This window comes from Pseudomonas gessardii, assembly GCF_001983165.1.
Lineage (GTDB): Bacteria > Pseudomonadota > Gammaproteobacteria > Pseudomonadales > Pseudomonadaceae > Aquipseudomonas > Aquipseudomonas gessardii.
In genome coordinates this window covers 63,607-89,788 of the sequence record NZ_MNPU01000008.1, presented here as the reverse complement: position 1 = coordinate 89,788, position 26,182 = coordinate 63,607, and the positions used below count along the sequence as shown (strand labels likewise).

24 protein-coding genes are annotated in these 26,182 nt (G+C 62.5%); 4 read left to right on the top strand and 20 right to left on the bottom strand.

Features of this window, described 5'->3' with window-relative positions; all coding sequences use genetic code 11:
* Positions 1-84: 84 nt before the first annotated feature.
* The 16 genes from BLL38_RS08395 to BLL38_RS08320 form a co-directional block, all read right to left on the bottom strand.
* On the bottom strand, positions 85-408 hold the full coding sequence (locus BLL38_RS08395; RefSeq protein WP_076962137.1) for a hypothetical protein: 324 nt from the start codon (positions 406-408) through the stop codon (positions 85-87).
* 97 nt (positions 409-505) lie between these two features.
* Entirely contained in the window at positions 506-832 is a 327-nt protein-coding gene (locus BLL38_RS08390; protein WP_038446400.1) for a PA3694 family proteiin, read from the bottom strand.
* The gene (locus BLL38_RS08385; protein ID WP_076962136.1) at positions 832-1,743 is read right to left on the bottom strand and encodes an alpha/beta hydrolase; all 912 of its coding nucleotides are present in this window, start codon (positions 1,741-1,743) and stop codon (positions 832-834) included. Before BLL38_RS08385 ends, BLL38_RS08390 begins: the two co-directional genes overlap by 1 nt.
* Before the next feature lie 152 nt (positions 1,744-1,895).
* A complete protein-coding gene (locus BLL38_RS08380; RefSeq protein ID WP_076962135.1) occupies positions 1,896-3,173 on the bottom strand; it encodes a flavohemoglobin expression-modulating QEGLA motif protein in 1,278 nt (425 codons plus the stop codon).
* A 21-nt stretch (positions 3,174-3,194) separates the two neighbouring features.
* Positions 3,195-3,743 carry a hypothetical protein gene (locus BLL38_RS08375; protein ID WP_076962134.1) on the bottom strand — a complete coding sequence of 183 codons (549 nt, stop codon included), beginning with the start codon at positions 3,741-3,743 and terminating at the stop codon, positions 3,195-3,197.
* Between the two features lie 57 nt (positions 3,744-3,800).
* Positions 3,801-4,517 carry a TetR/AcrR family transcriptional regulator gene (locus BLL38_RS08370; protein ID WP_169865343.1) on the bottom strand — a complete coding sequence of 239 codons (717 nt, stop codon included), beginning with the start codon at positions 4,515-4,517 and terminating at the stop codon, positions 3,801-3,803.
* A 108-nt stretch (positions 4,518-4,625) separates the two neighbouring features.
* Positions 4,626-6,125 carry a lysine--tRNA ligase gene (gene lysS, locus BLL38_RS08365; protein WP_076962133.1) on the bottom strand — a complete coding sequence of 500 codons (1,500 nt, stop codon included), beginning with the start codon at positions 6,123-6,125 and terminating at the stop codon, positions 4,626-4,628.
* Between the two features lie 83 nt (positions 6,126-6,208).
* A protein-coding gene (prfB, locus tag BLL38_RS08360; RefSeq protein ID WP_099168202.1) for a peptide chain release factor 2 occupies positions 6,209-7,304 on the bottom strand; the annotation gives its coding sequence in 2 pieces (ribosomal slippage) (positions 6,209-7,231 and positions 7,233-7,304; 1,095 coding nt in all).
* Positions 7,305-7,481: 177 nt separating this feature from the next.
* The gene (locus BLL38_RS08355; protein ID WP_076962132.1) at positions 7,482-8,483 is read right to left on the bottom strand and encodes a diguanylate cyclase domain-containing protein; all 1,002 of its coding nucleotides are present in this window, start codon (positions 8,481-8,483) and stop codon (positions 7,482-7,484) included.
* A gap of 51 nt (positions 8,484-8,534) precedes the next feature.
* The gene (gene cheB, locus BLL38_RS08350; RefSeq protein ID WP_076962131.1) at positions 8,535-9,545 is read right to left on the bottom strand and encodes a chemotaxis response regulator protein-glutamate methylesterase; all 1,011 of its coding nucleotides are present in this window, start codon (positions 9,543-9,545) and stop codon (positions 8,535-8,537) included.
* A complete protein-coding gene (locus BLL38_RS08345; protein WP_076962130.1) occupies positions 9,542-11,839 on the bottom strand; it encodes a hybrid sensor histidine kinase/response regulator in 2,298 nt (765 codons plus the stop codon). Before BLL38_RS08345 ends, cheB begins: the two co-directional genes overlap by 4 nt.
* Positions 11,836-12,534 carry a chemotaxis protein CheW gene (locus tag BLL38_RS08340; protein ID WP_076962129.1) on the bottom strand — a complete coding sequence of 233 codons (699 nt, stop codon included), beginning with the start codon at positions 12,532-12,534 and terminating at the stop codon, positions 11,836-11,838. The genes BLL38_RS08345 and BLL38_RS08340 overlap by 4 nt, the downstream gene beginning before the upstream one ends.
* Positions 12,531-13,799 carry a CheR family methyltransferase gene (locus tag BLL38_RS08335; protein WP_076962128.1) on the bottom strand — a complete coding sequence of 423 codons (1,269 nt, stop codon included), beginning with the start codon at positions 13,797-13,799 and terminating at the stop codon, positions 12,531-12,533. Before BLL38_RS08335 ends, BLL38_RS08340 begins: the two co-directional genes overlap by 4 nt.
* Positions 13,799-14,320 (bottom strand): chemotaxis protein CheW, encoded by a 522-nt coding sequence (locus BLL38_RS08330; protein ID WP_076962127.1) that lies wholly within the window; start codon positions 14,318-14,320, stop codon positions 13,799-13,801. Before BLL38_RS08330 ends, BLL38_RS08335 begins: the two co-directional genes overlap by 1 nt.
* Positions 14,320-15,942, bottom strand: a complete 1,623-nt coding sequence (locus tag BLL38_RS08325) for a methyl-accepting chemotaxis protein (protein ID WP_076962126.1) — start codon at positions 15,940-15,942, stop codon at positions 14,320-14,322. Before BLL38_RS08325 ends, BLL38_RS08330 begins: the two co-directional genes overlap by 1 nt.
* Before the next feature lie 177 nt (positions 15,943-16,119).
* Complete coding sequence (locus BLL38_RS08320; protein ID WP_076962125.1) at positions 16,120-16,830, bottom strand: tellurite resistance TerB family protein; 711 nt, start codon at positions 16,828-16,830, stop codon at positions 16,120-16,122.
* Positions 16,831-17,163: 333 nt separating this feature from the next.
* Between BLL38_RS08320 and BLL38_RS08315 the strand changes: the two genes are divergently transcribed.
* Positions 17,164-18,789 carry a glucan biosynthesis protein D gene (locus BLL38_RS08315; protein ID WP_076962124.1) on the top strand — a complete coding sequence of 542 codons (1,626 nt, stop codon included), beginning with the start codon at positions 17,164-17,166 and terminating at the stop codon, positions 18,787-18,789.
* A 48-nt stretch (positions 18,790-18,837) separates the two neighbouring features.
* On the opposite strand, the gene BLL38_RS08310 is transcribed toward BLL38_RS08315, so the two are convergent.
* Positions 18,838-19,023 carry a hypothetical protein gene (locus BLL38_RS08310; protein ID WP_076962123.1) on the bottom strand — a complete coding sequence of 62 codons (186 nt, stop codon included), beginning with the start codon at positions 19,021-19,023 and terminating at the stop codon, positions 18,838-18,840.
* 253 nt (positions 19,024-19,276) lie between these two features.
* Here BLL38_RS08310 and BLL38_RS08305 point away from each other — a divergent pair, with 253 nt between their 5' ends.
* Both BLL38_RS08305 and BLL38_RS08300 read left to right on the top strand, forming a co-directional pair.
* A complete protein-coding gene (locus tag BLL38_RS08305) occupies positions 19,277-19,873 on the top strand; it encodes a TetR/AcrR family transcriptional regulator (RefSeq protein WP_076962122.1) in 597 nt (198 codons plus the stop codon).
* 2 nt (positions 19,874-19,875) lie between these two features.
* Positions 19,876-21,057 (top strand): DUF418 domain-containing protein, encoded by a 1,182-nt coding sequence (locus tag BLL38_RS08300; RefSeq protein WP_076962121.1) that lies wholly within the window; start codon positions 19,876-19,878, stop codon positions 21,055-21,057.
* Positions 21,058-21,085: 28 nt separating this feature from the next.
* Here BLL38_RS08300 and BLL38_RS08295 read toward each other — a convergent pair whose 3' ends face one another.
* From BLL38_RS08295 to BLL38_RS08285, 3 genes are all read right to left on the bottom strand, one after another.
* On the bottom strand, positions 21,086-22,195 hold the full coding sequence (locus BLL38_RS08295; protein WP_076962120.1) for an NADH:flavin oxidoreductase/NADH oxidase: 1,110 nt from the start codon (positions 22,193-22,195) through the stop codon (positions 21,086-21,088).
* A gap of 170 nt (positions 22,196-22,365) precedes the next feature.
* Positions 22,366-24,075: a single-stranded-DNA-specific exonuclease RecJ gene (gene recJ, locus BLL38_RS08290; protein ID WP_076962119.1), complete on the bottom strand. Its 1,710-nt coding sequence runs from the start codon at positions 24,073-24,075 to the stop codon at positions 22,366-22,368.
* Between the two features lie 207 nt (positions 24,076-24,282).
* Positions 24,283-24,825, bottom strand: a complete 543-nt coding sequence (locus BLL38_RS08285) for a YaeQ family protein (RefSeq protein ID WP_032858231.1) — start codon at positions 24,823-24,825, stop codon at positions 24,283-24,285.
* A 148-nt stretch (positions 24,826-24,973) separates the two neighbouring features.
* Between BLL38_RS08285 and BLL38_RS08280 the strand changes: the two genes are divergently transcribed.
* The gene (locus BLL38_RS08280; RefSeq protein ID WP_076962118.1) at positions 24,974-26,173 is read left to right on the top strand and encodes a CaiB/BaiF CoA transferase family protein; all 1,200 of its coding nucleotides are present in this window, start codon (positions 24,974-24,976) and stop codon (positions 26,171-26,173) included.
* The last annotated feature ends 9 nt before the right edge of the window (positions 26,174-26,182 follow it).

The following is a 26,182-nucleotide window of genomic DNA, read 5'->3' as shown; positions in this document are numbered from 1 at the left end:
CTGACGTACAGCAATGTAAAAGCCCTGCCTGGGTTTCAGGCAGGGCTTTTTTATACAAAACTCTCTGCGCCAGAGTGCTTTTGATTAGCCAAAGTTGACGGAGTTGTTGTTCTCTGGGGGCATCTGCACACCTTGCTGTTGTTGGCCACTCATCTGTTGGCGCATAGAATCTTGATCACCCTCATCGCCGCCACTACTGCCGCCACTGCCCTGGGATCCGCCTGCGCCACCCGCGCCGCCCAACAGTTGCGCCAAAAGTTTCTTCAGGGCTTCAGGGTCCAGACCACCACCCTGTTGCGGGCCCGACTCGACTCCCTTGCCAACTATATTGCCTTGGTTACCCATGCCGCCGATGTCGCCAAAGCCACCGCCGCCGCCACTACCACCACCAACTCCGCTAATGCTCATAGTGATACTCCACTTAATTAAGGGTTATTCGTCAGCGCTGCTGACAACCCATTCAGTGGTGTCATACCCAATATGGTTCCAAAAACTACCGGCCGGCTTACTGCTGCAGTTGCGGGGTTTCCTGGCCCATGCAACGCACCGCCTGCTTCTTGCTGTTCACCAGCACACCGGTCAAGCCCTTCTGCTCGGTATCGAACAGCACCAGCACACCGTCGACGCACTGCGCCACTTGGGGAGCCGGGGTCAGGGAGACTTTATAGTCCTCGCCGGGCACGGTCTTGAGCATGGTGTAGTCGCTGAGCAGCAACGCATCCTCGGGCTTGGCGAAGTGCAGGTAGCCGTAGTACCACAGGCAGCCTACGGTGCCGATGATGGTGCCGATACCGGTGAGGATCAGGGGGATCATGTTGCGTTCTTCGCTCATTACGGACTCTCTGATGATTCAACTTTTAAATGGGAAGCCGCCGGGTAATTGGGGATTTCCCCCAGGCGACGCAGGCCATTGAAATGCTGCGGATCATCAAGATAACGCAGCATCACGGTTTGCCAGGTCTTGTCGGCAAAGGTCTGCACATGCCCACCACGGGTCAATTGCAGCACCCTCGGCGGCGGCGCAGCTTGATACAGACGGATGCCGTTGGAAAGCGGCACGATCGGATCATCCAGGCTGTGGAACAGCAGTTTCGGCACGCCGGTCAGCTGCGGCATGCCGTGGATCGCACTGTCGGCGTCCGGCACCAGCCACGACAACGGCACCTGAAACGGCCATGTTAGCCAGGAAGTGCTCAGGGCGAATTGCCCTACATCACGATAACTGGCGGGCACGCCATCCAGCACCAGCGCCTTGAGCCGGGGCTGGCGCTCGGGATGCGCCGCCAGGTAATGCACCGCCAGCGCCCCGCCCAGGCTCTGGCCAAGCACCACCAGCGGCTGGCCCCGGGTTTCGGGGGCCTGGTCGAGCCACTGGAAGGCGGCGTCCAGGTCCTGGTAGATGGCCGGCAACGAAGGCTTGCCTTCGGACACGCCATAGCCGCGATAGTCCAGCATCAGCACTTGATAGCCCTGGGCCGGCAACCACCAACTGCCACCCAGGTGCCCGGACAGGTTGCCCCCATTGCCGTGCAGGTGCAGCACCGTACCCTTGAGCGGCACCCCAGCCTTGGCCGGCAGCCACCAGGCCCGCAGCTTCAGGCCATCGGCGGTGGTCAGGGTGACGTCACGGTATTCCAGGCGCGCCTGCTGCGGGGTGAACGGCAGGCCGGGCTCGGGGTAGAACAGCAACGAGCTGCAGCCATTGAGGGTCAGGAGCAGGCATAGGATGCCGAGGAGTCTCATCCGTTGAAATCTCGTAAATGGGCTGACAATACAGCCCTGAAGATTAACTGTAGGAGCTGGCTTGCCTGCGATAGCGGGCTGTCAGTTACTCCACCAGTGCCTGACAGGTCGCGATCGCAGGCAAGCCAGCTCCCACAATTGATGGGGTTGGGTCAGAGGATATTAGAGTAATCCGCCTCGATCCGGTCCAGGCTCAGGTGGTTGAGGAAGTTGGAGAAGCACATCCACGCCGACAACGCATTCATATCGCGAAACTGCTCCGGCAGGTATTTGGGCGGCACCACCAGGCCTTCGTCCACCAACTGGCGCAAGGTGCGCATGTCTTCCAGGGTGGTCTTGCCGCAGAACAGCAGCGGCACCTGCTCCAGCTTGCCCTTGCGCACGGCCAGCTGGATGTAGTTGTAGACCATGATAAAGCCCTTGAGGTACGACAGATCCTTGGTAAACGGCAGGCCCGTCGGCGTCGAGCCGCGAAACACCCGGCTGGCGTTGCCGTAGCTCTCGGCCATTTCAAAGCCTTGCTCGCGGAAGAACTCGAACACCTGCAGGAAATCGGCACCCTCTTCCACCATGTGGATCGCGCGGGTGCGGTTGGTCAGCTTGCGCAGGCGGCTGGGGTAGGAGGCAAAGGTGATGATTTCCATCAGGATCGCCAGGCCTTCCTGGGTCACGGTCGATGACGGTGGGCCCTTGGACAGGAAGGTGCAGATCGGCTGGTTCTGGCCATTGAGGGTGGTGCCCACGTGGACCAACCCTTCGTGGACCTCCAAGGCCCGCACATCGCGCTCGTTGAACATCGCATCGGCGCGGATCTTGATGTAGTCGGCGCCCGCCGCCGCGTCGGCGACGATGCCGTCGGACTCAAACACGCGGATGGTTTCCTCGGCTTCGCCAAACACCTTGTTCAAGCGGCTTTGCAGCAGGCTCACGGCGTCCTTGGCGGTCAGGGTCTTGGCTTCGTCCTTGAGGTCGCCACGGCCGTCGATATTGTTCAGGTAATCGGAGAGCATCAGCCCCAGGTCGGCCAGGGTCGGGTCGCCGGCATGGAACGCATCCGACGCCGCGCCATAAAGCTCCTGGGAAATCAGGCCGAAATCCTCGGTGCCACGGGCTTCAAGCATGCGCACCACCATGCGGTATTCCTTGCACATGCGCCGCATGATCTGCCCGACCGGGTTGAACTGGCCCAACTGGCGGGTGATATCGCGCTCGATGTTCTGGAACTCCAGCTTCACCTTGCTCGAATCGAACGACAATGGCCGGTTCAGGTAATAGTCGCGGTCCACGGCCGGCATGTGCTTGCCCTTGCCCTGGAGGAAACCCTTGCGAATGTTGTCGTCCCACTTCACGGCGTCGAGGACGCGAATCGGTGTTTGCGCCAGCACAATGCGATCGGACAAGGTGCGTATCGTCTGCTGGTAATCGTCCACCCGGTGCTCCCTCTTTAAACGTTATTTGCCAACGCGCTGATAGCGCACGGCTTCGACAAACACATCGGCGTTGGCCGGATCATCCAGGTAAGGCAGGACCTGGCTCATGGGGCTGTCGATCAATGTTGCGTCACCTTCGGCGGTTTCCACGCGGCTGCCCAGCAGGATTTTCTGCGCGATGACCTGGTTGATCGCCTCTGGGTCGAGGTTGTAGACCACCAGTTCACGGGCTTTATTCAATTCAAAGCCCGCGAGGATAAAGTGCCCGCCCAGCTTGCCCGGCAGCGGCGCCGACAGGTACCAGCGGTTGCCATGGCGGGACACGCTGAACAGATACTCATCGCGCTTGACCGGCTGGCTCTGCGAGGTGCTCACCGCCTTGTAGCGATGCTGGCCCGCCCGGCTGATCTGCAGGTCGAGCGGCTCACCCCAGGCATTCGTGCTGGCCCACTTGCCCAGCAGCGCATCAGGTGCAGCCTCGCTGGCCGGCAAGGGCTCCTTGAAAGTCACCAGGCACCCGCCCAGAAGCAGGAAGGCCATTGCGGTTACAAGCACACGCCAGGTTTTCATCGATCACTCCACAGCTATTTGGGGGGCCTGGCTCCTACACAAGCCAGCTTCCCACTACTAGACCGAAGCCAGTACCAGGTGCATGTAACGCTTGAGAATCTCCAGCATTTCTTCGCCAGTCAGGGCCTCTGGCTCGAACAGCAGGCCCTGATATTCCATCCGACTGATAATCGCCGTCAAGACTTTGGCATCCTGTTGCGGCTCACGGGAGCCCAGTACCTGGAAAAACTGGCAGGTCCCCTGCAGCAGAATCTGTTGGTGAGAGCGCACCAGGTCTGCCAGGCGCGGGTTCAACAAGGCTTCCTGGCGAAACGCCTGTTCGGCCATCAGGTACTCGCGACGGCTGAGCAATTGGCGCAGGACGTAATCGGCGGTCAACCGCGCGATATCATCGGCCAGTTGCGAGCGCGACTCGGCACTGCCATCACCGTAGGCCACCATCTCCCGTAACAGGCCCTCGTTGCGTACCCACAATTTACCCATGAACGCCGCACTGCGCTCGACATACTGGGCAAACGTGTCGGTCAGCAGGTCATCGATATCCTTGAAGTAGTAAGTGGTGGCCGACAACGGCACCCCGGCCTCGGCGGCCACCGCCCGATGGCGCACTGCCCGCACGCCATCGCGCACGACAATGCGCATGGCCGCGTCGAGAATGTCCTGGCGACGCTGCTCGCTGCCCTGGCGAATGGCCTTGCGACCCTGGTACTGAACACTTTCAGCCACGGCGGCAGCAATGCCAGCGGCGCCTTCTTGAGCCATTTCGCGCTTCACGAAAAATCGTCCTCTCACTCAGCAGAAGCCTGGCGCCGTATGCTTGACGTTAGTACAGGCCATACAAAAAAGCCGCCTTATAAAAGGCGGCTTGATGATTTGCTACGGTTACGCTTGCGGTCGCATGTGCGGGAACAAGATGACATCGCGGATCGACGGTGAGTTGGTCAACAGCATGACCAGGCGGTCGATACCGATCCCTTCACCAGCCGTTGGCGGCATGCCGTATTCCAGGGCGCGCACGAAGTCGGCGTCGTAGTGCATGGCTTCGTCGTCACCGGCGTCCTTGTCGGCCACCTGGGCCATGAAGCGCTCGGCCTGGTCTTGCGCGTCGTTAAGCTCGGAGTAGGCGTTGGCGATTTCGCGGCCACCGATAAACAGCTCGAAACGGTCGGTGACGTTCGGGTTGTCGTCGTTGCGACGGGCCAGCGGCGACACTTCAAACGGGTACTGGGTAATGAAGTGCGGCTGTTCCAGCTTGTGCTCCACCAGTTCCTCGAAAATCATCACCTGCAGCTTGCCCAGGCCTTCAAAGCCCAGGACCTTGGCCCCGGCCTTCTTGGCGATGGCGCGCGCCTTGTCGATGTCGTTCAGGTCGTCAGCGCTCAGCTCAGGGTTGTACTTGAGGATCGAATCGAACACCGACAGGCGCACGAACGGTTCGCCGAAGTGGAACACCTTGTCGCCGTACGGCACGTCGGTAGTTCCGAGAACAAGCTGCGCCAGCTCGCGGAACAGTTCTTCGGTCAGGTCCATGTTGTCTTCGTAGTCGGCGTAGGCCTGGTAGAACTCCAACATGGTAAATTCCGGGTTGTGCCGGGTCGAGACACCTTCGTTACGGAAGTTGCGGTTGATCTCGAACACCTTCTCAAAGCCACCGACCACCAGGCGCTTGAGGTACAGCTCCGGCGCAATACGCAGGAACATTTCCATGTCCAGGGCATTGTGGTGGGTTTCAAACGGCTTGGCGGCCGCGCCGCCCGGGATGGTCTGCAACATCGGCGTCTCGACTTCAAGGAAGTCACGCGCCATCAGGAAGCTGCGGATGTGCGCGATCACTTGCGAGCGCACGCGGAACGTCTGGCGCACTTCTTCGTTGACGATCAGGTCGACGTAGCGCTGGCGATAACGCTGCTCGGTGTCGGTCAGGCCGTGGTGCTTGTCCGGCAGCGGGCGCAGCGACTTGGTCAGCAGGCGCACGTTGGTCATTTCGACGTACAGGTCGCCCTTGCCGGAACGGGCCAGGGTGCCTTCGGCGGCAATGATGTCGCCCATGTCCCAGGTTTTCACCGCGGCCAGGGTTTCTTCCGAGAGGGTCTTGCGGTTGACGTAGACCTGGATACGCCCGGTCATGTCCTGGATCACCATGAACGAGCCACGGTTGAGCATGATGCGACCTGCCACCTTGACCGGGATCGCCGCTTCAGCCAGCTCTTCCTTGGTCTTGTCCGCGTATTGCTTCTGCAAGACATCGCAGTAGTTGTCGCGGCGGAAGTCGTTAGGGAAGGCGTTACCCTTGGCGCGCTCGGCAGCAAGCTTTTCCTTGCGCAGGGCGATCAGGGAGTTTTCTTCCTGTTGCAGGGCCTGGTCGAGTTGTTGGTCGCTCATGTCTTTAAATTTTCCATCACAGGTTCGTTGCCCCCAGGCCTTCGGCCTGGGGATCGCGGGCAAGCCCGCTCCCACAGAGGGTGTTACAGGCCGGACTTCAGGCTGGCTTCCAGGTATTCGTCGATATCACCGTCGAGTACCTTGTCGCAGTCGCTGCGTTCGATGTTAGTGCGCAGATCCTTGATCCGCGAGGCATCGAGCACATACGAACGGATCTGGTGCCCCCAGCCGATATCCGACTTGGTGTCTTCCAGCGCCTGGGACGCGGCGTTGCGTTTCTGCATTTCCTGCTCGTACAACTTGGCCCGCAGCATTTTCATGGCGGTGTCCTTGTTGGCGTGCTGGGAACGTTCGTTCTGGCAGCTGACCACGGTGTTGCTCGGTACGTGGGTGATCCGTACGGCCGAGTCGGTGGTGTTTACGTGCTGGCCACCGGCACCGGAGGAGCGGTAGGTGTCGATGCGCAGGTCGGCCGGGTTGATCTCGATTTCCACCTTGTCGTCGATCTCGGGGGAGACGAAAACGGCAGAGAACGAGGTGTGGCGACGGTTGCCGGAGTCGAACGGGCTCTTGCGCACCAGGCGGTGCACGCCGATCTCGGTACGCAGCCAGCCAAAGGCGTATTCGCCCTTGATATGCACGGTCGCGCCCTTGATACCGGCGACTTCACCGGCGGACAGTTCCATGATGGTCGCTTCAAAGCCGCGCTTGTCGGCCCAGCGCAGGTACATGCGCAGCAGGATGTTGGCCCAGTCCTGGGCTTCGGTGCCGCCGGAACCGGCCTGGATATCCAGGTAGGCGTTGTTCGGGTCCATTTCGTGGCTGAACATGCGACGGAATTCGAGTTTGGCGAGGTTGTCCTCGAGACGGGCCAGCTCGGCGACGATATCGCCCACTGCGCCTTCGTCGTTTTCTTCGACGGCCATGTCCAGCAGGTCGCGGCAGTCGCCCAGACCGGTGTTCAATTCGTCGAGGGTGTCGACGATCTGCGCCAGCGCAGCGCGCTCACGCCCCAGTTCCTGGGCGTATTCAGGTTTGTTCCAGACAGCCGGATCTTCAAGCTCGCGATTGACTTCGGTCAGACGCTCATGCTTTTGATCGTAGTCAAAGATACCCCCGAATAGTTTCGGAGCGCTCGGACAGGTCCTTGATGGTGTTAAGGATCGGGTTGATTTCCATGGCGGGCAGCACTCGTTGGCGAACTTTTGAAAGCCGGCGAGTATAACGGCAAAAGGTCGGAAACGGCAGTCCGCTTGGCCGAAAAGGCTGGGTTTGTGTGATATCTACAGACCGATAAAGATCAAATGTAGGAGCTGGCTTGCCTGCTCCCACATTGGGCTGGCGGTGTTCTGCAAGCTATTCGATCCCCACCTGGTTGCGCCCATTATGCTTGGCCAGGTACAACCCCTTGTCCGCCGCCGAGATCAATTGCCGGCAATCGGTCCCCAGCATCGGCGTCATGGTCGCCAGGCCAATGCTGATGGTCAGGCTCGCCCCTTCAGACGGCGCGATATGCGGGATTTTCAGCGCGGCGACGGCCTGGCGCAGTTTCTCGGCCACCAGCCGCGCACCGCCAGGCGAGGTGTTGGGCAGCACCAGGGCAAACTCCTCGCCCCCGTAGCGCGCCGGCAGGTCCGAAGGACGGCTGCTGGCGTCACGGATGCTCGCCGCCACCTTGCGCAACGCCTCGTCCCCTTCCAAGTGGCCAAAGCTGTCGTTGTAGGTCTTGAAAAAGTCCACGTCGATCATCAGCAACGACAACTGGGTCTGATCACGCATGGCACGCCGCCATTCCAGCTCCAGGTACTCGTCGAAATGCCGGCGGTTGGACAGCCCGGTCAAGCCGTCGGAGTTCATCAAGCGTTGCAGCACCAGGTTGGTGTCCAGCAGTTGTTGCTGGCTGACCCGCAGCGCACGGTAGGCCGCATCCCGCTGCAACAGGGTCATGTAGGAGCGCGAGTGGTAGCGGATACGCGCCACCAGTTCGATGTTGTCCGGCAGTTTCACCAGGTAGTCATTGGCCCCGGCGGCAAACGCGGCGCTCTTGATCAGCGGGTCTTCCTTGGTCGAGAGCACGATGATCGGGATGTTCTGGGTCGCCGGGTGGTTGCGGTATTCCCGCACCAGGGTCAGGCCGTCCAGCCCGGGCATGACCAGGTCCTGGAGAATCACTGTCGGCTTGATGCGGATCGCCTGGGAGATGGCCTGGTGGGGGTCGGCACAGAAGTGGAAGTCGATATTGTCCTCATGGGCCAGACCGCGTCGCACGGCTTCGCCGATCATCGCCTGGTCATCGACCAGTAACACCATGGCGGCATTTTCGTCGGTTTTGAAGTCGTCGAGCTGTAAATCATTCATTTGCGGTCACCTGAATTACTACGTGCAGGCCAGGACAGCGAGTTATCTCGGTCATTTTGCGAATACCTCCAGCAATCGTGGCGCAATTCTGTCCAATGGGCGAATCTCAACAGCGGCATCAATTGCCGCCGCCGCTTTGGGCATGCCGTAAACTGCACAGCTCTGCTGATCCTGAGCGATGGTCAGATAGCCCTGCTGACGCATCAATTTGAGTCCCTGGGCTCCATCGCGTCCCATGCCGGTCAGCAAGACGCCGACAGCATCGCCGTTCCAATGGCTGGCGACGCTCTCGAAAAACACGTCGATGGACGGTCGATAAATCTCGTTCACGGGCTCTGCCGTATAGGCCAGCGTGCCGTTTTTCAGCAGCCGGATATGATGATTGGTGCCGGCCAGCAATACCACGCCGCTTTGCGGCGGTTCCCCCTCGCGCGCCAGGCGCACCGGCAGGCCCGAGGCGCTGCTCAGCCACTCGGCCATGCCGGCGGCGAACACCTGGTCCACATGCTGGACCAGCACAATGGCTGCCGCAAAGTCCCGAGGCAAGCCCTTGAGCAAGGTTTCCAGCGCCGCCGGGCCACCCGCCGAAGAACCGATCGCCACCAGGCTCTGGCGCTTGCCCGTACTGCGCGGGGGGACCGGTTCGGCCCGCACCCGGCTGCCGCGCTGGCCGATCAGCCAGCCAATATTGAGGATCTTGCGCAACAGCGGTGCCGCCGCCTCCTTGGCATCGCCAACCCCCAGTGCCGGGGTGTCCACCACATCCAGGGCGCCATGGCCCATGGCTTCAAACACGCGGCTGACATTCTGCTGACGATCCACCGTCACGATAACGATAGCGCATGGCGTCTCGGCCATGATCTGCCGGGTGGCCTCGACGCCATCCATCACCGGCATGATCAGGTCCATCAGGATCAGGTCCGGGGTCACCTCGGCACAGCGCTGCACCGCTTCCAGGCCATTGGTGGCGACCCACACCACTTCATGGGCCGGCTCGAAGCTCAAGGCACGGCGCAAGGCCTCGACTGCCAGGGGCATGTCATTGACGATGGCGATCCTCATGCCCGGGCGCCTCCAATCAGTTCCACCACCGCATCGAGCAGGGCGTCGTCATGGAAGCTGGCCTTGGCCAGGTAATAGTCGGCGCCGGCATCCAGGCCACGCCGCCGGTCTTCTTCACGATCCTTGTAGGACACCACCATCACCGGCAGCGATTGCAGGCGAGTGTCACGGCGCAAAAGTGTGACCAATTCAATACCGTCCATGCGAGGCATATCAATGTCAGTAATCAGCAGGTCGAAGTCTTCGGAACGCAGAGCATTCCAGCCATCCATGCCATCGACGGCGACCGCCACGTCATATCCACGGTTAAGTAATAGCTTGCGCTGCAATTCGCGCACGGTCAGCGAGTCATCCACCACCAGAATGCGCTTGCGCGCGGCCTCGACGGTTTGCAGGGCGCGGCGGGCAATGCGCTCCAGGCGTCCGGTGTTGAGCAGCTTGTCCACCGAGCGCAGCATGTCCTCGACATCGACGATCAATACCACCGAACCGTCATCGAGCAGCGCACCGGCAGAGATGTCCTGCACCTTGCCCAGGCGATCATCCAGGGGCAGCACCACCAGGGTGCGCTCGCCGATAAAGCGCTCCACGGCAATCCCGTACACCGCATCGCGCTCGCGGATCACCACGACCTTGAGGGTGTCCTGGTTGCTTTGCCCGGGCGGGCGCTGCAACAACTGGCTGGCCGCGACCAGGCCGACATGCCGGCCCTCGTGCCAGAAATGCTGGCGGCCTTCCAGTTGCACGATTTCGTCGGGTTCCAGGTCGCACATGCGCTCGATATGGGCCAGGGGGAAGGCGTAGGCTTCTTCGCCGACCTCCACCACCAGGCTGCGCACCACCGACAGGGTCAGCGGCACTTCCAGGTGAAAGCGGCTGCCCTGCCCCGCCGTCTGCTCCAGCAGCACCGCGCCGCGCAATTGGCGGACCATATGTTGCACGGCATCCAGGCCGACCCCGCGTCCGGAGACCTCGGTCACCTTGTCGCGCAGGCTGAAGCCCGGCAGGAACAGGAACGTCAGCAACTCCTCTTCACTCAGGCGCTGAGCGGTTTCCAGCGGCGACAAATTACGCTCGACAATACTGCCGCGCAGGCGCGCCAGGTCCACGCCGTTGCCGTCATCACTCAACTCCAGCACCAACAGGCCCGCCTGGTGCGAGGCGCGCAAGCGGATCAGGCCCTCGGCCGGCTTGCCCGCCAGCAGGCGCTGCTCGGGCATCTCGATGCCGTGATCGACGGCATTGCGCAACAAATGGGTCAGCGGCGCTTCAAGTTTTTCCAGCACATCGCGGTCGACCTGGGTCTTCTCGCCTTCGATTTCCAGGCGTACCTGCTTGCCCAGGCTGCGGCCCAGGTCGCGCACCATGCGCACCTGGCCCGCCAGCACATCGGCAAACGGGCGCATGCGGCACGCCAGCGCGGTGTCATACAACACCTGGGCCCGTTGCCCGGCCTGCCAGCCAAACTCGTCGAGCTCGGCGGTCTTTTCCGCCAGCAGCAGCTGCGCTTCGCTCAACAGGCGGCGGGCATCGGCCAGGGCTTCCTGGGCTTCGAGGTTCAGGTCGACGGTCTTGAGCTGGCCATCGAGGTTATCCAGGGCCCGGGCGCTGTTGCTTTGGAGGCGCTTGAGGCGTTGCAGGCTGGACAGGTACGGCTTGAGGCGCTGGGTTTCCACCAGGGACTTGCTGGACAGGTCCAGCAGGCTGTTCAAGCGCTCGGCCGTGACCCGCAACACGCGCTCGCCGCCTTCGGTCATGCGTTTGTTCTGGCGCGGCGCATCACTGCTGATGGGCGGCGCGGCCTCCGGTTCCGGGGGCAATAACAGTGATTCTTCAAGGGACGCCAGTGGCTCCGGGAGCGACGCCGGCACGGGCGGCGGTGCAACCACCTTGGCCATGGGTTGCGACGGATCCAGCAAGCGCTCCATCAGCGCCACATAGGCCTCGATATCGGCCGGGCCCACGCTGTTGCCCGGCGTGGCGATGCGCATCAGCAGGTCGGTGCCCTGCAACAACGCGTCGATATGTTCGGGTTGCAGAAACAGCCGGCTTTCCTGGGCGCTGACCAGGCAGTCTTCCATCACGTGGGCCACGCTGACGCCGGCATCGACCCCGACAATCCGCGCCGCGCCCTTGAGCGAATGCGCCGCACGCATGCAGGCTTCAAGCTGGTCGGCCTGGGTCGGGTTGCGCTCCAGGGCCAGCAAGCCGGCACTGAGCACCTGGGTCTGGGCATCGGCTTCCAGGCTGAACAGTTCCAGCAGCGAGGCGTCGCGCATCTGGTCGGGGGTCATGTGAGGCTCCGGGTCACGGCAGACAGCAGTTGCGTCTCGTCCAACCAGCGCAGGCTGCGGCCCTTGAACGGCAACACGCCCTGGGTGTAGCGCGCACTGGCCTGGGTGCCGGACGCAGACGCCGCTTTGAGGGTGCGCTCATCAATGGCATGGATGCCATCCACTTCATCCACCGGCACCACCACCGGGCCGTCCTGCGCGGCGATGATCAGCATGCGCGGCATGATCCGCCCGCCGCTGGGGCCACCGCCCGTGCTGTCGAGCCCGAGCAGTTCCACCAGGGACAGGCAGGCCACCAGCGCACCGCGCACATTGGCGACCCCGAGCAGCGCCCGCGAACGCTGGTGGGGCAAGGAATGAATCGGCTGCAGGGGCGCCACTTCCACCAGGCACCGGGTGGCGATGCCCAGCCACTCCTCGCCCAGGCGGAACATCAGCAGTGAACGGGTGACCACCTCGTCGTCGGCCTGCGCGGCGGCCGCGGGATGTCGGTCTTCCTGCTGCAAGGCGTAGCGATCCAGCAGGCGGGTGGCGGCCGCCGAATACACCGCGCAATTGCGGCAGTGGATATGCTCGACCAGCAACGGGCAGGTTTTATCGCCGTGGATCCCGATGCGGTTCCAGCAATCGTCGATGGCCTGGGTATCGGCGACCGTCAGGTCCAGGTCGGTGTCCGGGGATGGGGAGCTACTCATCGTTTAGGCTCACTGTCAGCGGCTCGCTCGCTACGGGCGGCACGGGCTTGCAAGCGCCGCGCCCCCGCCGTATCGCCCTGGGACTCCAGCAGCGCGGCCAGGTGCATCAAGGCCTGCGGATGCTGGGGCTCCAGGTACAAGGCTTTTCGATAATACCCCTGGGCCTCCAGGGCGCTACCCGCCACATCGCTGAGCAGGCCCAGCCAGTAGAACACCTGGGCCGCCGGTGGATGGTTTTGCAGGTAGCGCTCGCAGGCCGCCCGGGCTTCCAGGCTCTTGCCTTCATTGGCCAGGGTCGCGATCTGCCCGAGCAGATCGGCGGCATCCGACTGCACCGGCGGCGCCTTGAGTACCACCGCCGGCGCGCTGCCCCCACTGAACGGCCGGGGCCGGGCCGGGATCGGCGCCGTACTGCGCTGGGGCAGCGGCACCGGCATGGGCGTAAAGACCGGCGCGGGCGGCGCGGCTTCAGCGTGGCGGCTGAAGGCAAACGACTGCGGCACCCCAATCGAACGCATGCCCAGGCGCCCCAGCAGGCTGCCTTCGGCCGGGCCGATAAACAGCACGCCATCGACATGGGTCAGGCCCTTGAGCACTTCAAATACCTGCTTCTGGGTTGGCTGGTCGAAGTAGATCAGCAGGTTGCGGCAAAACACAAAGTCATAGGTCGGCTCATTGGCCAGCAACTGCGGGTCCAGCAGGTTGCCTACTTGCAGGCGCACTTGCTCGCGCACCCGGTCGGCGACGCGATAGCCGTCGCTCTCGGCAGTGAAATACCGCTCACGGAACTCGATGTCCTGGCCACGAAAGGAGTTCTTGCCATACACCCCGCGCCGCGCCCGCTCCACCGACAGCGGGCTGACGTCCATGCCCTGCACCTTGAACTGGTGGGGCGAAAGGCCCGCATCGAGCAGGGCCATGGCAATGGAGTAGGGTTCCTCGCCGGTGGAGCACGGCAGGCTGAGGATGCGCAAGGCGCGCATCTGCTTGATCTCGCCCAGCCGCGTCACCGCCAGCCGCGCCAGGGTGGCAAAGGATTCGGGATAGCGAAAGAACCAGGTCTCGGGAACGATGACCGCTTCGATCAGCGCCTGCTGTTCCTCGTTGCAGGTTTGCAGGCGCTGCCAGTACTGATCGGCATTCAGCCCCTGCAACGCCTGGCTGCGCTGGCGCACGGCGCGCTCGATAATCGCTTCGCCCACCGAAGCGACGTCCAGGCCGATGCGTTCCTTGAGAAAGTCGAAGAAGCGTTGGTCATTGCTCATCAAGCCTCCCCAGCGCTCAGGTCGGTGGCAAACAGCAAGGCGCGGACCTCGGCAGTGAGCAGGTCGGCGACGCCGATCCACTGCATCAGCCCCCGTTCGTCTTCGCGCACCGGCCCCAGATAAGGCGCCTGGCGATTGTCCAGGCCGTAGGGCTGGAAGTCGGCCGGGTCGCAACGCAGGGTGTCGGTGGCCTGTTCGAGGATCAGCCCCAGCCAACGCGGCGCCTGCCAGGCTTGGGGACGGTAGTTGACCAGCACCAGCCGCGTACTGGTGCGGGCCTGGGCCGGGGTCCCAAACGTCAGGGCGCTGAGGTCGATCACCGGCACCATGTAGCCACGATGGGCAAAGATCCCGGCGACCCACGCCGGCGCATGGGCGATGGGCTTGAGCGGCAGGCGCGGTAGCACCTCAGCCACTTCCGTGGCCTTGAGGGCGTAGCGCTCGCTGCCGATATGAAACACCAGGAACAAGGCTTTTTTGGCGGCCGTCACCGCGTCGCGTTTCGCCGCTGGATCACTCATCAGACTTTAAAACGCGACACGCCGCTGCGCAGACCCACCGCAACCTGGCTCAGTTCATCAATGGCAAAGCTGGCCTGGCGCAGGGACTCCACGGTCTGGCTACTGGCATCGCCCAACTGCACCAGCGCATGGTTGATCTGTTCGGCACCGGTGGCCTGGGCCTGCATGCCCTCGTTGACCATCAGCACACGCGGCGCCAAGGCTTGTACCTGGTGAATGATCTGCGACAGCTGCTCGCCGACCTGCTGCACCTCGAACATGCCGCGACGCACTTCTTCGGAAAACTTGTCCATACCCATCACGCCCGCCGAGACCGCCGACTGGATCTCGCGCACCATCTGCTCGATATCGTAGGTGGCCACGGCAGTCTGGTCGGCCAGGCGCCGCACTTCGGTGGCGACCACGGCAAAGCCGCGCCCGTATTCACCAGCTTTCTCGGCCTCGATGGCGGCGTTGAGGGACAGCAGGTTGGTCTGGTCGGCCACCTTGACGATGGTCACCACCACCTGGTTGATGTTGCCGGCCTTCTCGTTGAGGATCGCCAGCTTGGCGTTGACCAGGTCGGCGGCGCCCATCACCGAGTGCATGGTTTCTTCCATGCGGGCCAGGCCTTGCTGGCCGGAACCGGCGGCCACCGAGGCCTGGTCGGCGGCGGTGGACACTTCGGTCATGGTGCGCACCAGGTCCTTGGACGTGGCGGCGATTTCCCGCGAGGTGGCGCCGATTTCGGTGGTGGTGGCGGCGGTTTCAGTGGCCGTGGCCTGTTGTTGCTTGGAGGTGGCGGCAATCTCGGTCACCGAGGTGGTGACCTGTACCGACGAACGCTGGGCCTGGGATACCAGGGCGGTCAGCTCGGTCATCATGTCGTTGAAGCCGGTTTCGACGGCGCCGAACTCGTCCTTGCGTTCCAGGTTCAGGCGCTTGCTCAGATCGCCGGTGCGCATGGTGTCGAGGATATCGACGATGCGTTTCATCGGCGCCATGATCGCGCGCATCAGCAGCAACCCGCACAGGCCGGCGGCAAGGATCGCCAGGAGCAGCGACACGCCCATGCTGATTTTGGCGGCATCCACGGCGTCATCGATGGCGGCAGTGGCGCTGTCCGCGACTTTTTTGTTCGCGTTGATGATGTCATTGAGCTTCATGCGCCCTGCGGTCCAGGCCGGGGTCAGTTGCTCGTCGAACAGCTTGACCGCCTCGGCCTCCTTGTTGGCTGCATGCAGCTCCAGGACCTGGACCAGCACCTGATTGTACTTCTGGTGCAGGGCCTCGAAGGTGTCGAACTCGTTACGATCCTGGTCGATATTGATCGTCTTGGCGTAACTGGCCATATGCTGGTCCAGCCGCGCCTCGAACGTCTTGTAATCCTGGCGGTCGGCGTCGGAAATGCCCTGATGCTCGCGCAAACCGATCAGCTCCTGGGTTTGCAGGTAGCTGTCGACCCAGGCGCTGCGGATCATCGAGCTGAAAAACACCCCTGGCACGGCGTCGTCGCGCACCGAGTTCTCGCTCGATTCGATTTTCAGCAACCGTGAATACGAGACCACGACCATCAACAGCATGATGGCGATAATGACCGCAAAGCTCGCCAAGATGCGTTGGCGCAAGGTCCAGTTTTTCACAGTACTTCCTCGAAGGCCGATCAAATGCCCTGGAGTATAGCTGAGGCACTGCCATCATTTATCAATGGGTTGTGGGCCAAGTCTCAAGGAATACAAAAACACCCCGCAACCTTGATGGCGGCGGGGTGTTTGATGTCGATCCTTCCCACGCTCTGCGTGGGAAGGATCAGCTGCAACTCATGCGGTGGCCTGGCGTACCTGTTTTTCCAGCTCGGCCTTGAGGCCCGGTTCCAGCTTGAGCTGGCGGGCCAGTTCGTCGAGGTAGGACTTCTCCATAAAGTTTTCCTCGTCCACCAGCATCACGCTGGCGATGTACATTTCGGCAGCCATTTCCGGGGTGCTGGCGGCACGCGCCACATCGGTGGGGTCCAGGGGCTTGTTCAGTTCGGCATGCAGCCAGTGTTGCAGTTCCTGGTCGTTGTCCAGCTTGACGAATTCGCCTTCGATCAAGGCACGCTCGCGCTCGTCCACATGGCCATCGGCCTTGGCGGCGGCCACCAGGGCCTTGAGGATGGCCTGGCTATGCAGCTCGACCTGGGCCGGTGGCAGGCGGTCGAGGGTCTGCGGCTCGCCCTTGGGGGCGCCGGCCTGTTGTGCCTGCCAGTTGCCATAAGCCTTGTAGGCAATCACGCCCAATGCGGCAAGACCACCATAAGTCAGGGCTTTACCGCCAAAATTCCGGGCTTTTTTGTTGCCCAGCAGCAGGCCCATAGCCCCGGCTGCCAACGCCCCGCCACCTGCGCCGCCGAGCAGGCTGCCGAGCCCGCCACCGCCGAGCAGGCCTCCCAGTGCGCCTTTGTCATCGCCTTTACGTTGACCGCCAGCCTTGTTTTGCAACATGTCCTGGCCGGACTTGAGCAACTGATCAAGCAATCCACGGGTATTCATTCATAGCCTCCAGAAACTTGGGTTCATAGGATCAATAGGCTCTCAGCGTAAAACTAAGTGCCAATATTCCTGGATATAGAGTGCTTCCAGATGTAACTCAATTGGCAGGGGCTGACAGCCGACCTGATCAGTGACGCCCCCACAGACACGTCTTGTTTCATATCCAACGCTATCATCCCGCCATCAATCAATTTTCCTTCCCCAGCGAACCCCTTAAGCTATCGGGCATCTGTTTAATGTCCGTTGCGTTTGGCCGAAGGCATGTCCGAACCGTAATTTCTGATCCAGCACGCGCCAGGAACGGCACGGGATTGCTCACCACAGGTTGTATTTATGCACCGCAGGAATTTGCTCAAAGCATCCATGGCCATCGCGGCCTACACCGGGCTGTCGGCCAGTGGCCTGCTGGCCGCCCAGGCCTGGGCCGGGAATCGTGCCGCCGATGGCGATGCCAAGGCGTTCGACTTCGACTGGCTCAAGCGGCAGGCCAAGCAACTGGCCGGCAAACAGTACCAGGACACCCGCCAGGTGCTGCCGCCAACCCTGGCGACCATGACCCCGCAGAATTTCAATGCCATTGGCTACGACGGCAACCATTCGCTGTGGAAAGACCTCAAAGGCCAGCTGGACGTGCAGTTTTTCCACGTCGGCATGGGTTTCAAGACCCCGGTGCGCATGCACAGTGTCGACCCCAAGACCCGCCAGGCGCGGGAGGTGCATTTCCGCCCGTCGCTGTTCAACTATGAAAAAACCACGGTCGATACCCAGCAGCTCAAGGGCGACCTGGGGTTTTCCGGCTTCAAGCTGTTCAAGGCCCCGGAACTGGACCGCCACGACGTGGTGTCTTTCCTCGGCGCCAGCTATTTCCGCGCGGTGGATAACACCGGCCAGTACGGCCTTTCGGCGCGCGGCCTAGCCATCGACACCTACGCCGACAAACGCGAAGAGTTCCCCGATTTCACCCAGTTCTGGTTCGAGACGCCGGACAAGGACAGCACCCGTTTCGTGGTCTACGCCCTGCTCGACTCACCGAGCGCCACCGGTGCCTATCGCTTTGACATCGATTGCCAGGCGACCCAGGTGGTGATGGCCATCGATGCCCATATCAATGCGCGCACCGCGATCCAGCAGATGGGCATCGCGCCGATGACCAGTATGTTCAGCTGCGGCACCCATGAGCGGCGCATGTGCGACACCATTCACCCGCAAATCCACGATTCCGACCGCCTGGCAATGTGGCGCGGCAACGGCGAGTGGATCTGCCGGCCGCTGAACAACCCGGCCACCCTGCAGTTCAATGCCTTCGCCGATAAAGACCCGAAAGGTTTCGGCCTGGTGCAGACCGACCATGAGTTCGCCAGCTACCAGGACACCGTCGATTGGTACAGCAAGCGCCCGAGCCTGTGGGTGGAGCCGACCACTGCATGGGGCGAAGGCTCTATCGACCTGTTGGAAATTCCTACCACCGGCGAGACCATGGACAACATCGTCGCCTTCTGGTCGCCCAAAAAACCGGTGGCCGCCGGTGATTCCCTGAACTTTGGCTACAAGCTCTACTGGAGCGCCCTGCCCCCGGTCAGCACGCCGCTGGCGCAAGTCAATGCGACCCGTTCCGGCATGGGCGGTTTCACCGAAGGCTGGGCGCCGGGCGAGCATTACCCGCCGGTCTGGGCCCGCCGCTTTGCCGTGGACTTCAAGGGCGGTGGTCTCGACCGCCTGCCCGCAGGCACCGGGATCGAGCCGGTGGTCACCTGCTCCCATGGCCAAGTGAAAGACTTCAGCGTGCTGGTGCTCGATGACATCAAGGGCTACCGCATCCTCTTCGACTGGTACCCGACCAGCGACAGCGTGGCGCCGGTGGAGATGCGCCTGTTCATTCGCACCAATGACCGCACCCTGAGTGAAACCTGGTTGTACCAGTACTTCCCGCCGGCACCGGACAAGCGCAAGTACAGCTGATGCCAAGCGTTCCCACGCGCATGGCGGCGTGGGAACGCCCTTGCCGGCTCAAAAGCGCGAAATACTCTTCATCGCGCCAATCAGATAGCGCATTGCAACCTGATCGTTTTCGGTCAAGGCACGGTACTGCTCCAGCAGTTGTGCCTCATCCGAACTCAACCGGCGGCCATGCAACGACAGCTTGCGGCTGAAAAAAAGCATCAGAACCCCTGCGACACCAATGGACTTGGCCATGGAATGTTTCTCCGTGTAATAAACAACAACTCCTGATGCCCATAACCCTGTCCGCGAAGTGCAATGCCTCAGCGAGCAAACAGACTGACTTCCTGGGCCAGAAGTCGTCTTACTCCAAGCGTAGAAACTATCCAGGCGCGTGTGAGATTTTTTTAGAGTATTCACTTAAATAATTACCTTGAAGCAAAAAGCTTGCGGAAAATTCTTACACCTCATAAGTTGAGTGACCACTCAATTAATTAATGAGACAGGCATGCGCACCCCCGATCCCCAACAACGCGAAAGCAAACGCATGGCCCTGCTGGATGCGGCGTCCCAGTGTTTTGCCGAAGCCGGTTTTGTTGCCACGCGCACCGCCGATATCTGTGCCCTGGCCGGTATGAGTGCGGGCAATCTGTTCCACTATTTCGCCAGCAAGCATGAGGTGTTGCTGGCGCTGGTGGCCCGCGAAGGTGAAGAGATCCAACAGGCCATGGCGCCCTTGGCCAAGGCGGCTGATCCGCTGGCGCAGTTGCTGGCCTTCCTCGATCATGTCTGCCAGTTGGCCTGCGACCGCCACTACGCCGGCCTGGCGCTGGAAATTTCGGCCCTGGGCCATCGCGACGAAGCCGTCGCACGCCTGGTAAAAGCCAATGACCGCGCCCTGCGCGACGGCCTCGAAGCACTGGTGCGGGCGGCGGACAAGGCCGGGCAGTTGCACACCTCGTTGAGCGCACCCGAGGCGGCCAACTGGCTGGCCGCCTTGATCGATGGCATGTTCGCCCGCGTGGCGGCCGACCCGGACTTTCACCCCGCGCAGCAGACCCCGGTCCTGCAGGGCCTGGTGGTTCACCTGCTGCAAGGGCGCTGAATATGCCAGCCACGGCCAATGCCCGTTTGGTCCAGGTCGACGCACTGCGCGGGTTTGCCTTGCTCGGCATTCTCAGCGTCAATATCTGGGCCTTTGCCGACCCCTATTACGCCTCGGCCGCCAGCAATCCAGCCTACGCCAGCCTGCTCGATCACGGGGTGCGGCTGCTGGTGGCCTTGCTGTTCGAGACCAAGTTCTACCTGCTGTTTTCCTTTTTGTTTGGCTACAGCTTCACCCTGCAAATGGCCGCCGCCGAGCGGGCCGAGGCCGCGTTCGTCCCACGTATGCTGCGCCGGCAACTGGCCCTGCTGGCATTGGGCCTGGCCCATGGCGCCCTACTGTATTACGGGGAGATTCTCTCGACTTATGCCCTGCTGGGCCTGGTGCTGCTGGCGGCCCGCAACCTGGCAGCGGCCCATGCCCGGCGCTGGGCTATCGGCCTGGTAGTGGTCGCCTGCTCACTGTGGATGGTGCTGGGTATCTTGCAGGGGCTGGAAGGTGAATGGGTCGGCGCTGGCCACGACGAGGCCCAGGCAAAACTCGCGGCATTTTCCGCTGGGGCCCTGCAGACCCTGCAATTTCATAGCCGAGAGGTGTGGAACACCGTGCCCGCCTTATGGCTACTGCAAGGGCCCAGTGCCCTGGCGATGTTCCTGTTTGGCTATGCGGCCGGGCGACAGCAATGGCTGGCCTCGCCACAGGCCTGGGAACCCCGTGCCGGGCGCCTGCTGCTAATGACTGCCCCGCTGGGCCTGCTCGGTGCGCTGGTCTACGCCCTGGCCGCCGCTTATAGACCGGGTGGCGGCCTGGAAACCTTTGCCTTCGGCCTCGGCCAACTGACGGCGCCGCTGCTCACAGCCGCCTATGGCCTAGGGATGCTGGCGCTGTTCAACACCCCCCGCGGCGCAAGGCTATGCGCGCGCCTGGCGCCGTTGGGCAAGATGGCCTTGAGCAATTACCTTATGCAATCGATCGTGCTCGGGCTGTTGTTCACCGGCTACGGCGCTGGCGGGATCAATCAGGTCGAGCCGTGGTTGTTGCTACCGATGGCGACCACGATTTTTATCCTACAAATGTGGCTGAGCACGCACTGGCTACGCCGTCATCCATATGGGCCGTTCGAGTGGTTGTTGCGCGCCGCGACGTTGCTCGCCTGGCCACAGTGGCGACGCGAGGCCCGCTGACCCACCGGGCCAGCGGCGGCTGGGTGGGTTACTCGTTGCGCACATCCGACTCATGGATCGGCTGGTCGCGATGGGTGGCCCGCTGATATTGCGCCGGCCAGATCGCCTTGCGCCCGCCCAGGTCGTCATCGGCGTGCAGCGGCCAATACGGGTCACGCAGCAGTTCGCGGGCAAGGAAGATGATGTCGGCCTGGCAGGTACGCAGAATATGCTCGGCCTGGGCCGGCTCGGTAATCATGCCCACCGTGCCCGTGGCCATGCCGGACTCCTTGCGCACGCGCTCGGCAAAACGCGTCTGATAACCGGGCCCGATGGGGATTTCGGCATTGGCGGCGGTGCCACCGGAAGACACGTCAATCAGGTCCACCCCCAGGTCTTTGAGGCGACGTGCCAGCTCCACGGTTTCGTCGGGGTTCCAGCCGTCTTCCACCCAGTCGGTGGCCGAGACGCGCACAAACAGCGGCAACTCTTGCGGCCACACGTCACGCACCGCCTGGGTGACTTGCAACACCAGGCGGATGCGGTTTTCAAAGGATCCGCCGTATTGATCCTGGCGCTGATTGCTCAGGGGCGAGAGAAATTGATGCAACAGATAACCATGGGCGGCATGGATTTCCACCACTTTGAAGCCGGCGGTCAGGGCACGCTTGGCGGCGGCCACGAAATCGCCGATCACCTGCTGGATTTGCCCTGCGTCCAACTGCCGGGGCGCGGTGTGCTGCGGGTCAAAGGCGATCGGCGACGGACCTACCGGCACCCAGCCACCGTCTGCGGGCTTGACGCTGCCGTGCTTGCCGATCCACGGCCGATGGGTGCTGGCCTTGCGCCCGGCGTGGGCCAGTTGAATGCCCGCCACCGCGCCCTGGGCGCTGATAAAGCGGGTGATGCGCTGCAGCGGTTCAATCTGGGCGTCGTTCCACAGCCCCAGGTCCTGGGCGGTGATGCGGCCATCGGCGGTCACTGCGGTGGCTTCGCTGAAAACCAGCCCGGCGCCGCCGACGGCGCGGCTGCCCAGGTGCACCAGGTGCCAGTCGTTGGCCAGGCCATCGACGGCCGAGTACTGGCACATTGGCGACACGGCAATGCGGTTGAGCAGGGTCAATTGGCGCAGGGTATAGGGTTCAAGCAACAGACTCATGGGGCACCTCTTCTCGTATCCGGTGGGCATTGGCTCCAGGGTGCTGTCTGACCGGTGCGCGTGACGAGAAGATGAAAAGCCCGTCCCCTCCGGGCTAAAAAACAGACAAGGTCACAAGACCAATCACACAGTGCTTAGAGACTAGTCGACAACCGGGGATTGCACAGGGTTCAGCGCGGCTCGATGTGGGCAATCATCAATTGCACGGTTTCCTGGCCACGGAATTCATTGACGTCCAGCTTGTAGGCCAGCTCCACCCAGCGAATGGTCGGGTTCGGCCACACTTCTCGGTCGATGCCAAAGGCAATGCCATCGAGCTTCACCGCACCGCACTCACTCTTGAGCACCACCTTGAGGTGACGCTCGCCCACCACCCGTTGCTCCACCAGTTGAAACACCCCGTGAAACAGCGGCTCGGGAAAGTGTTGGCCCCAAGGCCCGGCGTTGCGCAGGGCGCGGGCCAGTTCCAGGTGGAATTCTTCCACGGCCAAGGTGCCATCGGACAGCAGGCGCCCGGTGAGGTCTTCTTCACGCAGTTGCCGGCGCACTTCGGCGTCGAAGGCTTGGGCGAACAACGGGAAGTTGGCTTCAGGCAAGGTCAGGCCCGCCGCCATGGCGTGGCCGCCGTATTTGGCGATCAGGTTCGGGTGCTGGCTGGCCACCACGGCCAGGGCATCACGGATATGAAAGCCCGGCACCGAACGCCCAGAGCCCTTGAGCAGGCCATCACCGGCATCGGCAAAGGCGATGGTCGGGCGGAAATAGCGCTCTTTCATCCGCGAGGCGAGGATCCCGATAACACCCTGGTGCCACTCCGGGTCGAACAGGCACAGGCCAAATGGCATCGACTCCAGCGGCAAGTCCTTGAGCTGAGCCAGGGCTTCGCGCTGCATGCCCTGCTCGATGGCCTTGCGGTCTTGGTTCATGCCGTCCAGTTGCGCGGCCATTTCCCGGGCCTGGGCGAAGTCGCTGGTGAGCAGGCATTCGATGCCAAGGCTCATGTCATCCAGGCGCCCGGCCGCGTTGAGTCGTGGGCCGAGGATAAAGCCCAGGTCGGTGGAGGTGATGCGCGCGTGGTCGCGCTTGGCCACTTCCAGGATCGCCTTGATCCCCGGCCGCGCACGCCCGGCGCGGATCCGCTCCAGGCCTTGATGGACCAGGATGCGGTTATTGGCATCCAGCGGCACCACGTCGGCCACGCTGCCCAGGGCCACCAGGTCGAGCAATTCGCCGATATTGGGCTGCGGCTGCTTGTCGTACCAGCCCAGGCTGCGCAGGCGCGCGCGCAAGGCCATCAGCACGTAGAAAATCACCCCCACACCGGCCAGGGCCTTACTGGGGAAACCGCAGCCGGGCTGGTTCGGGTTGACGATGGCATCGGCCGCCGGCAGTTCATCGCCGGGTAAGTGGTGGTCGGTGACCAGCACCTTGAGCCCCGCCGCCTTCGCCGCCGCCACGCCTTCGACACTGGAGATGCCGTTGTCCACGGTGATCAGCAACTGCGGCTCACGCTGCAAGGCCACGGCAACGATTTCCGGGGTCAGGCCGTAGCCGTATTCAAAGCGGTTGGGCACCAGGTAATCCACATGGGCCGCCCCAAGCAAGCGCAGGCCGAGGGTGCCCACGGTGCTGGCGGTGGCGCCATCGGCGTCGAAGTCACCGACGATCAGGATGCGCTGGCGCTGCTCCAGGGCCGTCACCAGCAAGTCCACGGCAGCCTCGATCCCTTTGAGCTGCTGATAGGGAATCAGCCGCGCCAGGCTCTTATCCAGCTCATCCTGCGAGGTCACGCCACGGGCGGCGTAGAGACGGGTCAGCAACGGTGGCAATTCACCGAGGAACGGCAGGACAGCGGGCAATGGGCGGGGATCGATGCGCATGGGGTGATGAGGGCTTCTGTGCAATACAACGGTTAAAAAACACTACGAGTAACGACGAACATCAACGGTGTGTGAGGGGCTTGGGTGGGAGCGGGCTTGCCCGCGATTGCGGTGGATCAGTTAAAGATAAGCCGACTGACACATCGCTATCGCGGGCAAGCCCGCTCCCACACAAGCCAGCTCCCGCACAAACCCGTCCTGACATCATCAGCCGCGTTCGCCGACCAGCCATTGCAGCTGCACTTCGTGCTGGCCGCGGTCGTCGGTGACGAAGATCGTGCCTTCGCTGATCATCACGTCCCACTTGATCACCCGGGGCATGTCCTTGGCCAGGGTCTCCAGGACCTCCTGGGGCACGGCGGCGATGTGCACGTTTTTCAGGTTGTTGGCCACCGGCACCACCTTGCCTTCCCACACCCGCAGGCTACCGTAGGCCAGCAGGCTGGTGCGCTCGGTACGGCGCGAACACCAGGTTAGGCGGTCGGCATCGGGCTGGCCGACTTCGATCCAGTGCAAAACCCGATCATCCAGGCTTTTTTCCCACAGGGCTGGCTCGTCTACATCTGACAGTCCACGACCAAACGACAACTGCTCGTTGTACCAAAGGGCGTAGGCCAGCAAACGCACGGTCATGCGCTCTTCGGTTTCCGAGGGGTGACGGGCGATGGTTTGCTTGACGCTCTCGTACACCGAACGATCGAGGTCGGTCAGGTTGAGTTCAAACTTGTAGGTCGTGGACGGCTGGGCCATGAACGGACTTCTAGAGACTGGGAAAGGCGGCCAGTCTAACCGATGGCGGGGCCATTCAACGAATCCTGCGCGCCATCATCCTTATCCCTGCACCGCTCGCCTATGTTAAAAGGCAATACACACCTTCCCGCGCTTGTTAAGGAGCCTCATGTCGTTTACCGCCAAACCGCTTGCCGGCCTGAAAGTCATCGAACTGGGCACCCTGATCGCCGGCCCGTTCGCCTCGCGCATTTGCGCCGAGTTCGGGGCCGACGTGATCAAGGTCGAATCCCCCGACGGCGGCGACCCGCTGCGCAAATGGCGCAAGCTGTATGAAGGCACCTCGCTGTGGTGGTTTGTCCAGGCGCGCAATAAACAGTCCCTGACCCTGAACCTCAAGCACCCGGACGGCCTGGCGATCCTCAAGCAACTGCTGGCAGACGCCGATATCCTGATCGAGAATTTCCGCCCCGGCGTCCTGGAAAAACTCGGCCTGGACTGGGACACCCTGCACGCCCTCAACCCCAAGCTGGTGATGGTGCGGCTCTCGGGCTTTGGCCAGACCGGGCCGATGAAGGATCAACCGGGCTTCGGCGCGGTCGGTGAGTCCATGGGCGGCCTGCGCTATATCACCGGGTTCGAGGACCGCCCGCCGGTGCGCACCGGGATTTCCATCGGCGACTCCATCGCCGCGCTGTGGGCGGTGATTGGCGCGCTCATGGCCTTGCGCCATCGCGAGGTCAACGGTGGCCTCGGCCAGGTGGTGGATGTGGCGCTGTACGAAGCGATCTTCGCGATGATGGAAAGCATGATCCCCGAGTTCGATGTGTTCGGGTTTATCCGCGAGCGCACCGGCAACATCATGCCGGGCATTACCCCGTCATCGATCCATACCACCTGCGACGGCAAGCATGTGCAGATTGGCGCCAATGGCGATGCGATCTTCCAGCGCTTCATGATGGCCATTGGCCGTGAGGACCTGGCCAATGACCCGCAACTGGCCAGCAACGATGGCCGCGATAGCCGGCGCGACGAGTTGTACGGCGTGATCGACCGCTGGGTCAACAGCTTGCCACTGGCCCAGGTGGTGGAGCAGTTGAACCTGGCCCAGGTGCCTGCCAGCCGGATCTACAGCGCCGAAGATATGCTCGGCGACCCGCAATACCTGGCCCGGGAAATGTTCCTCAAGGCCCAGTTGCCCGACGGCAAGGATTTCAAGATGCCCGGCATCGTGCCCAAGCTTTCCGACACCCCAGGCAGTTGCGAGTGGGTCGGGCCGCAGCTGGGCGAGCACAATGCCGTGATCCTGCAAGCTCTGGGCTACGACAGCAGCGCCGTGGCCCGTTTGCGCAAGGATGGCGCGATCTGATGCCGTGCG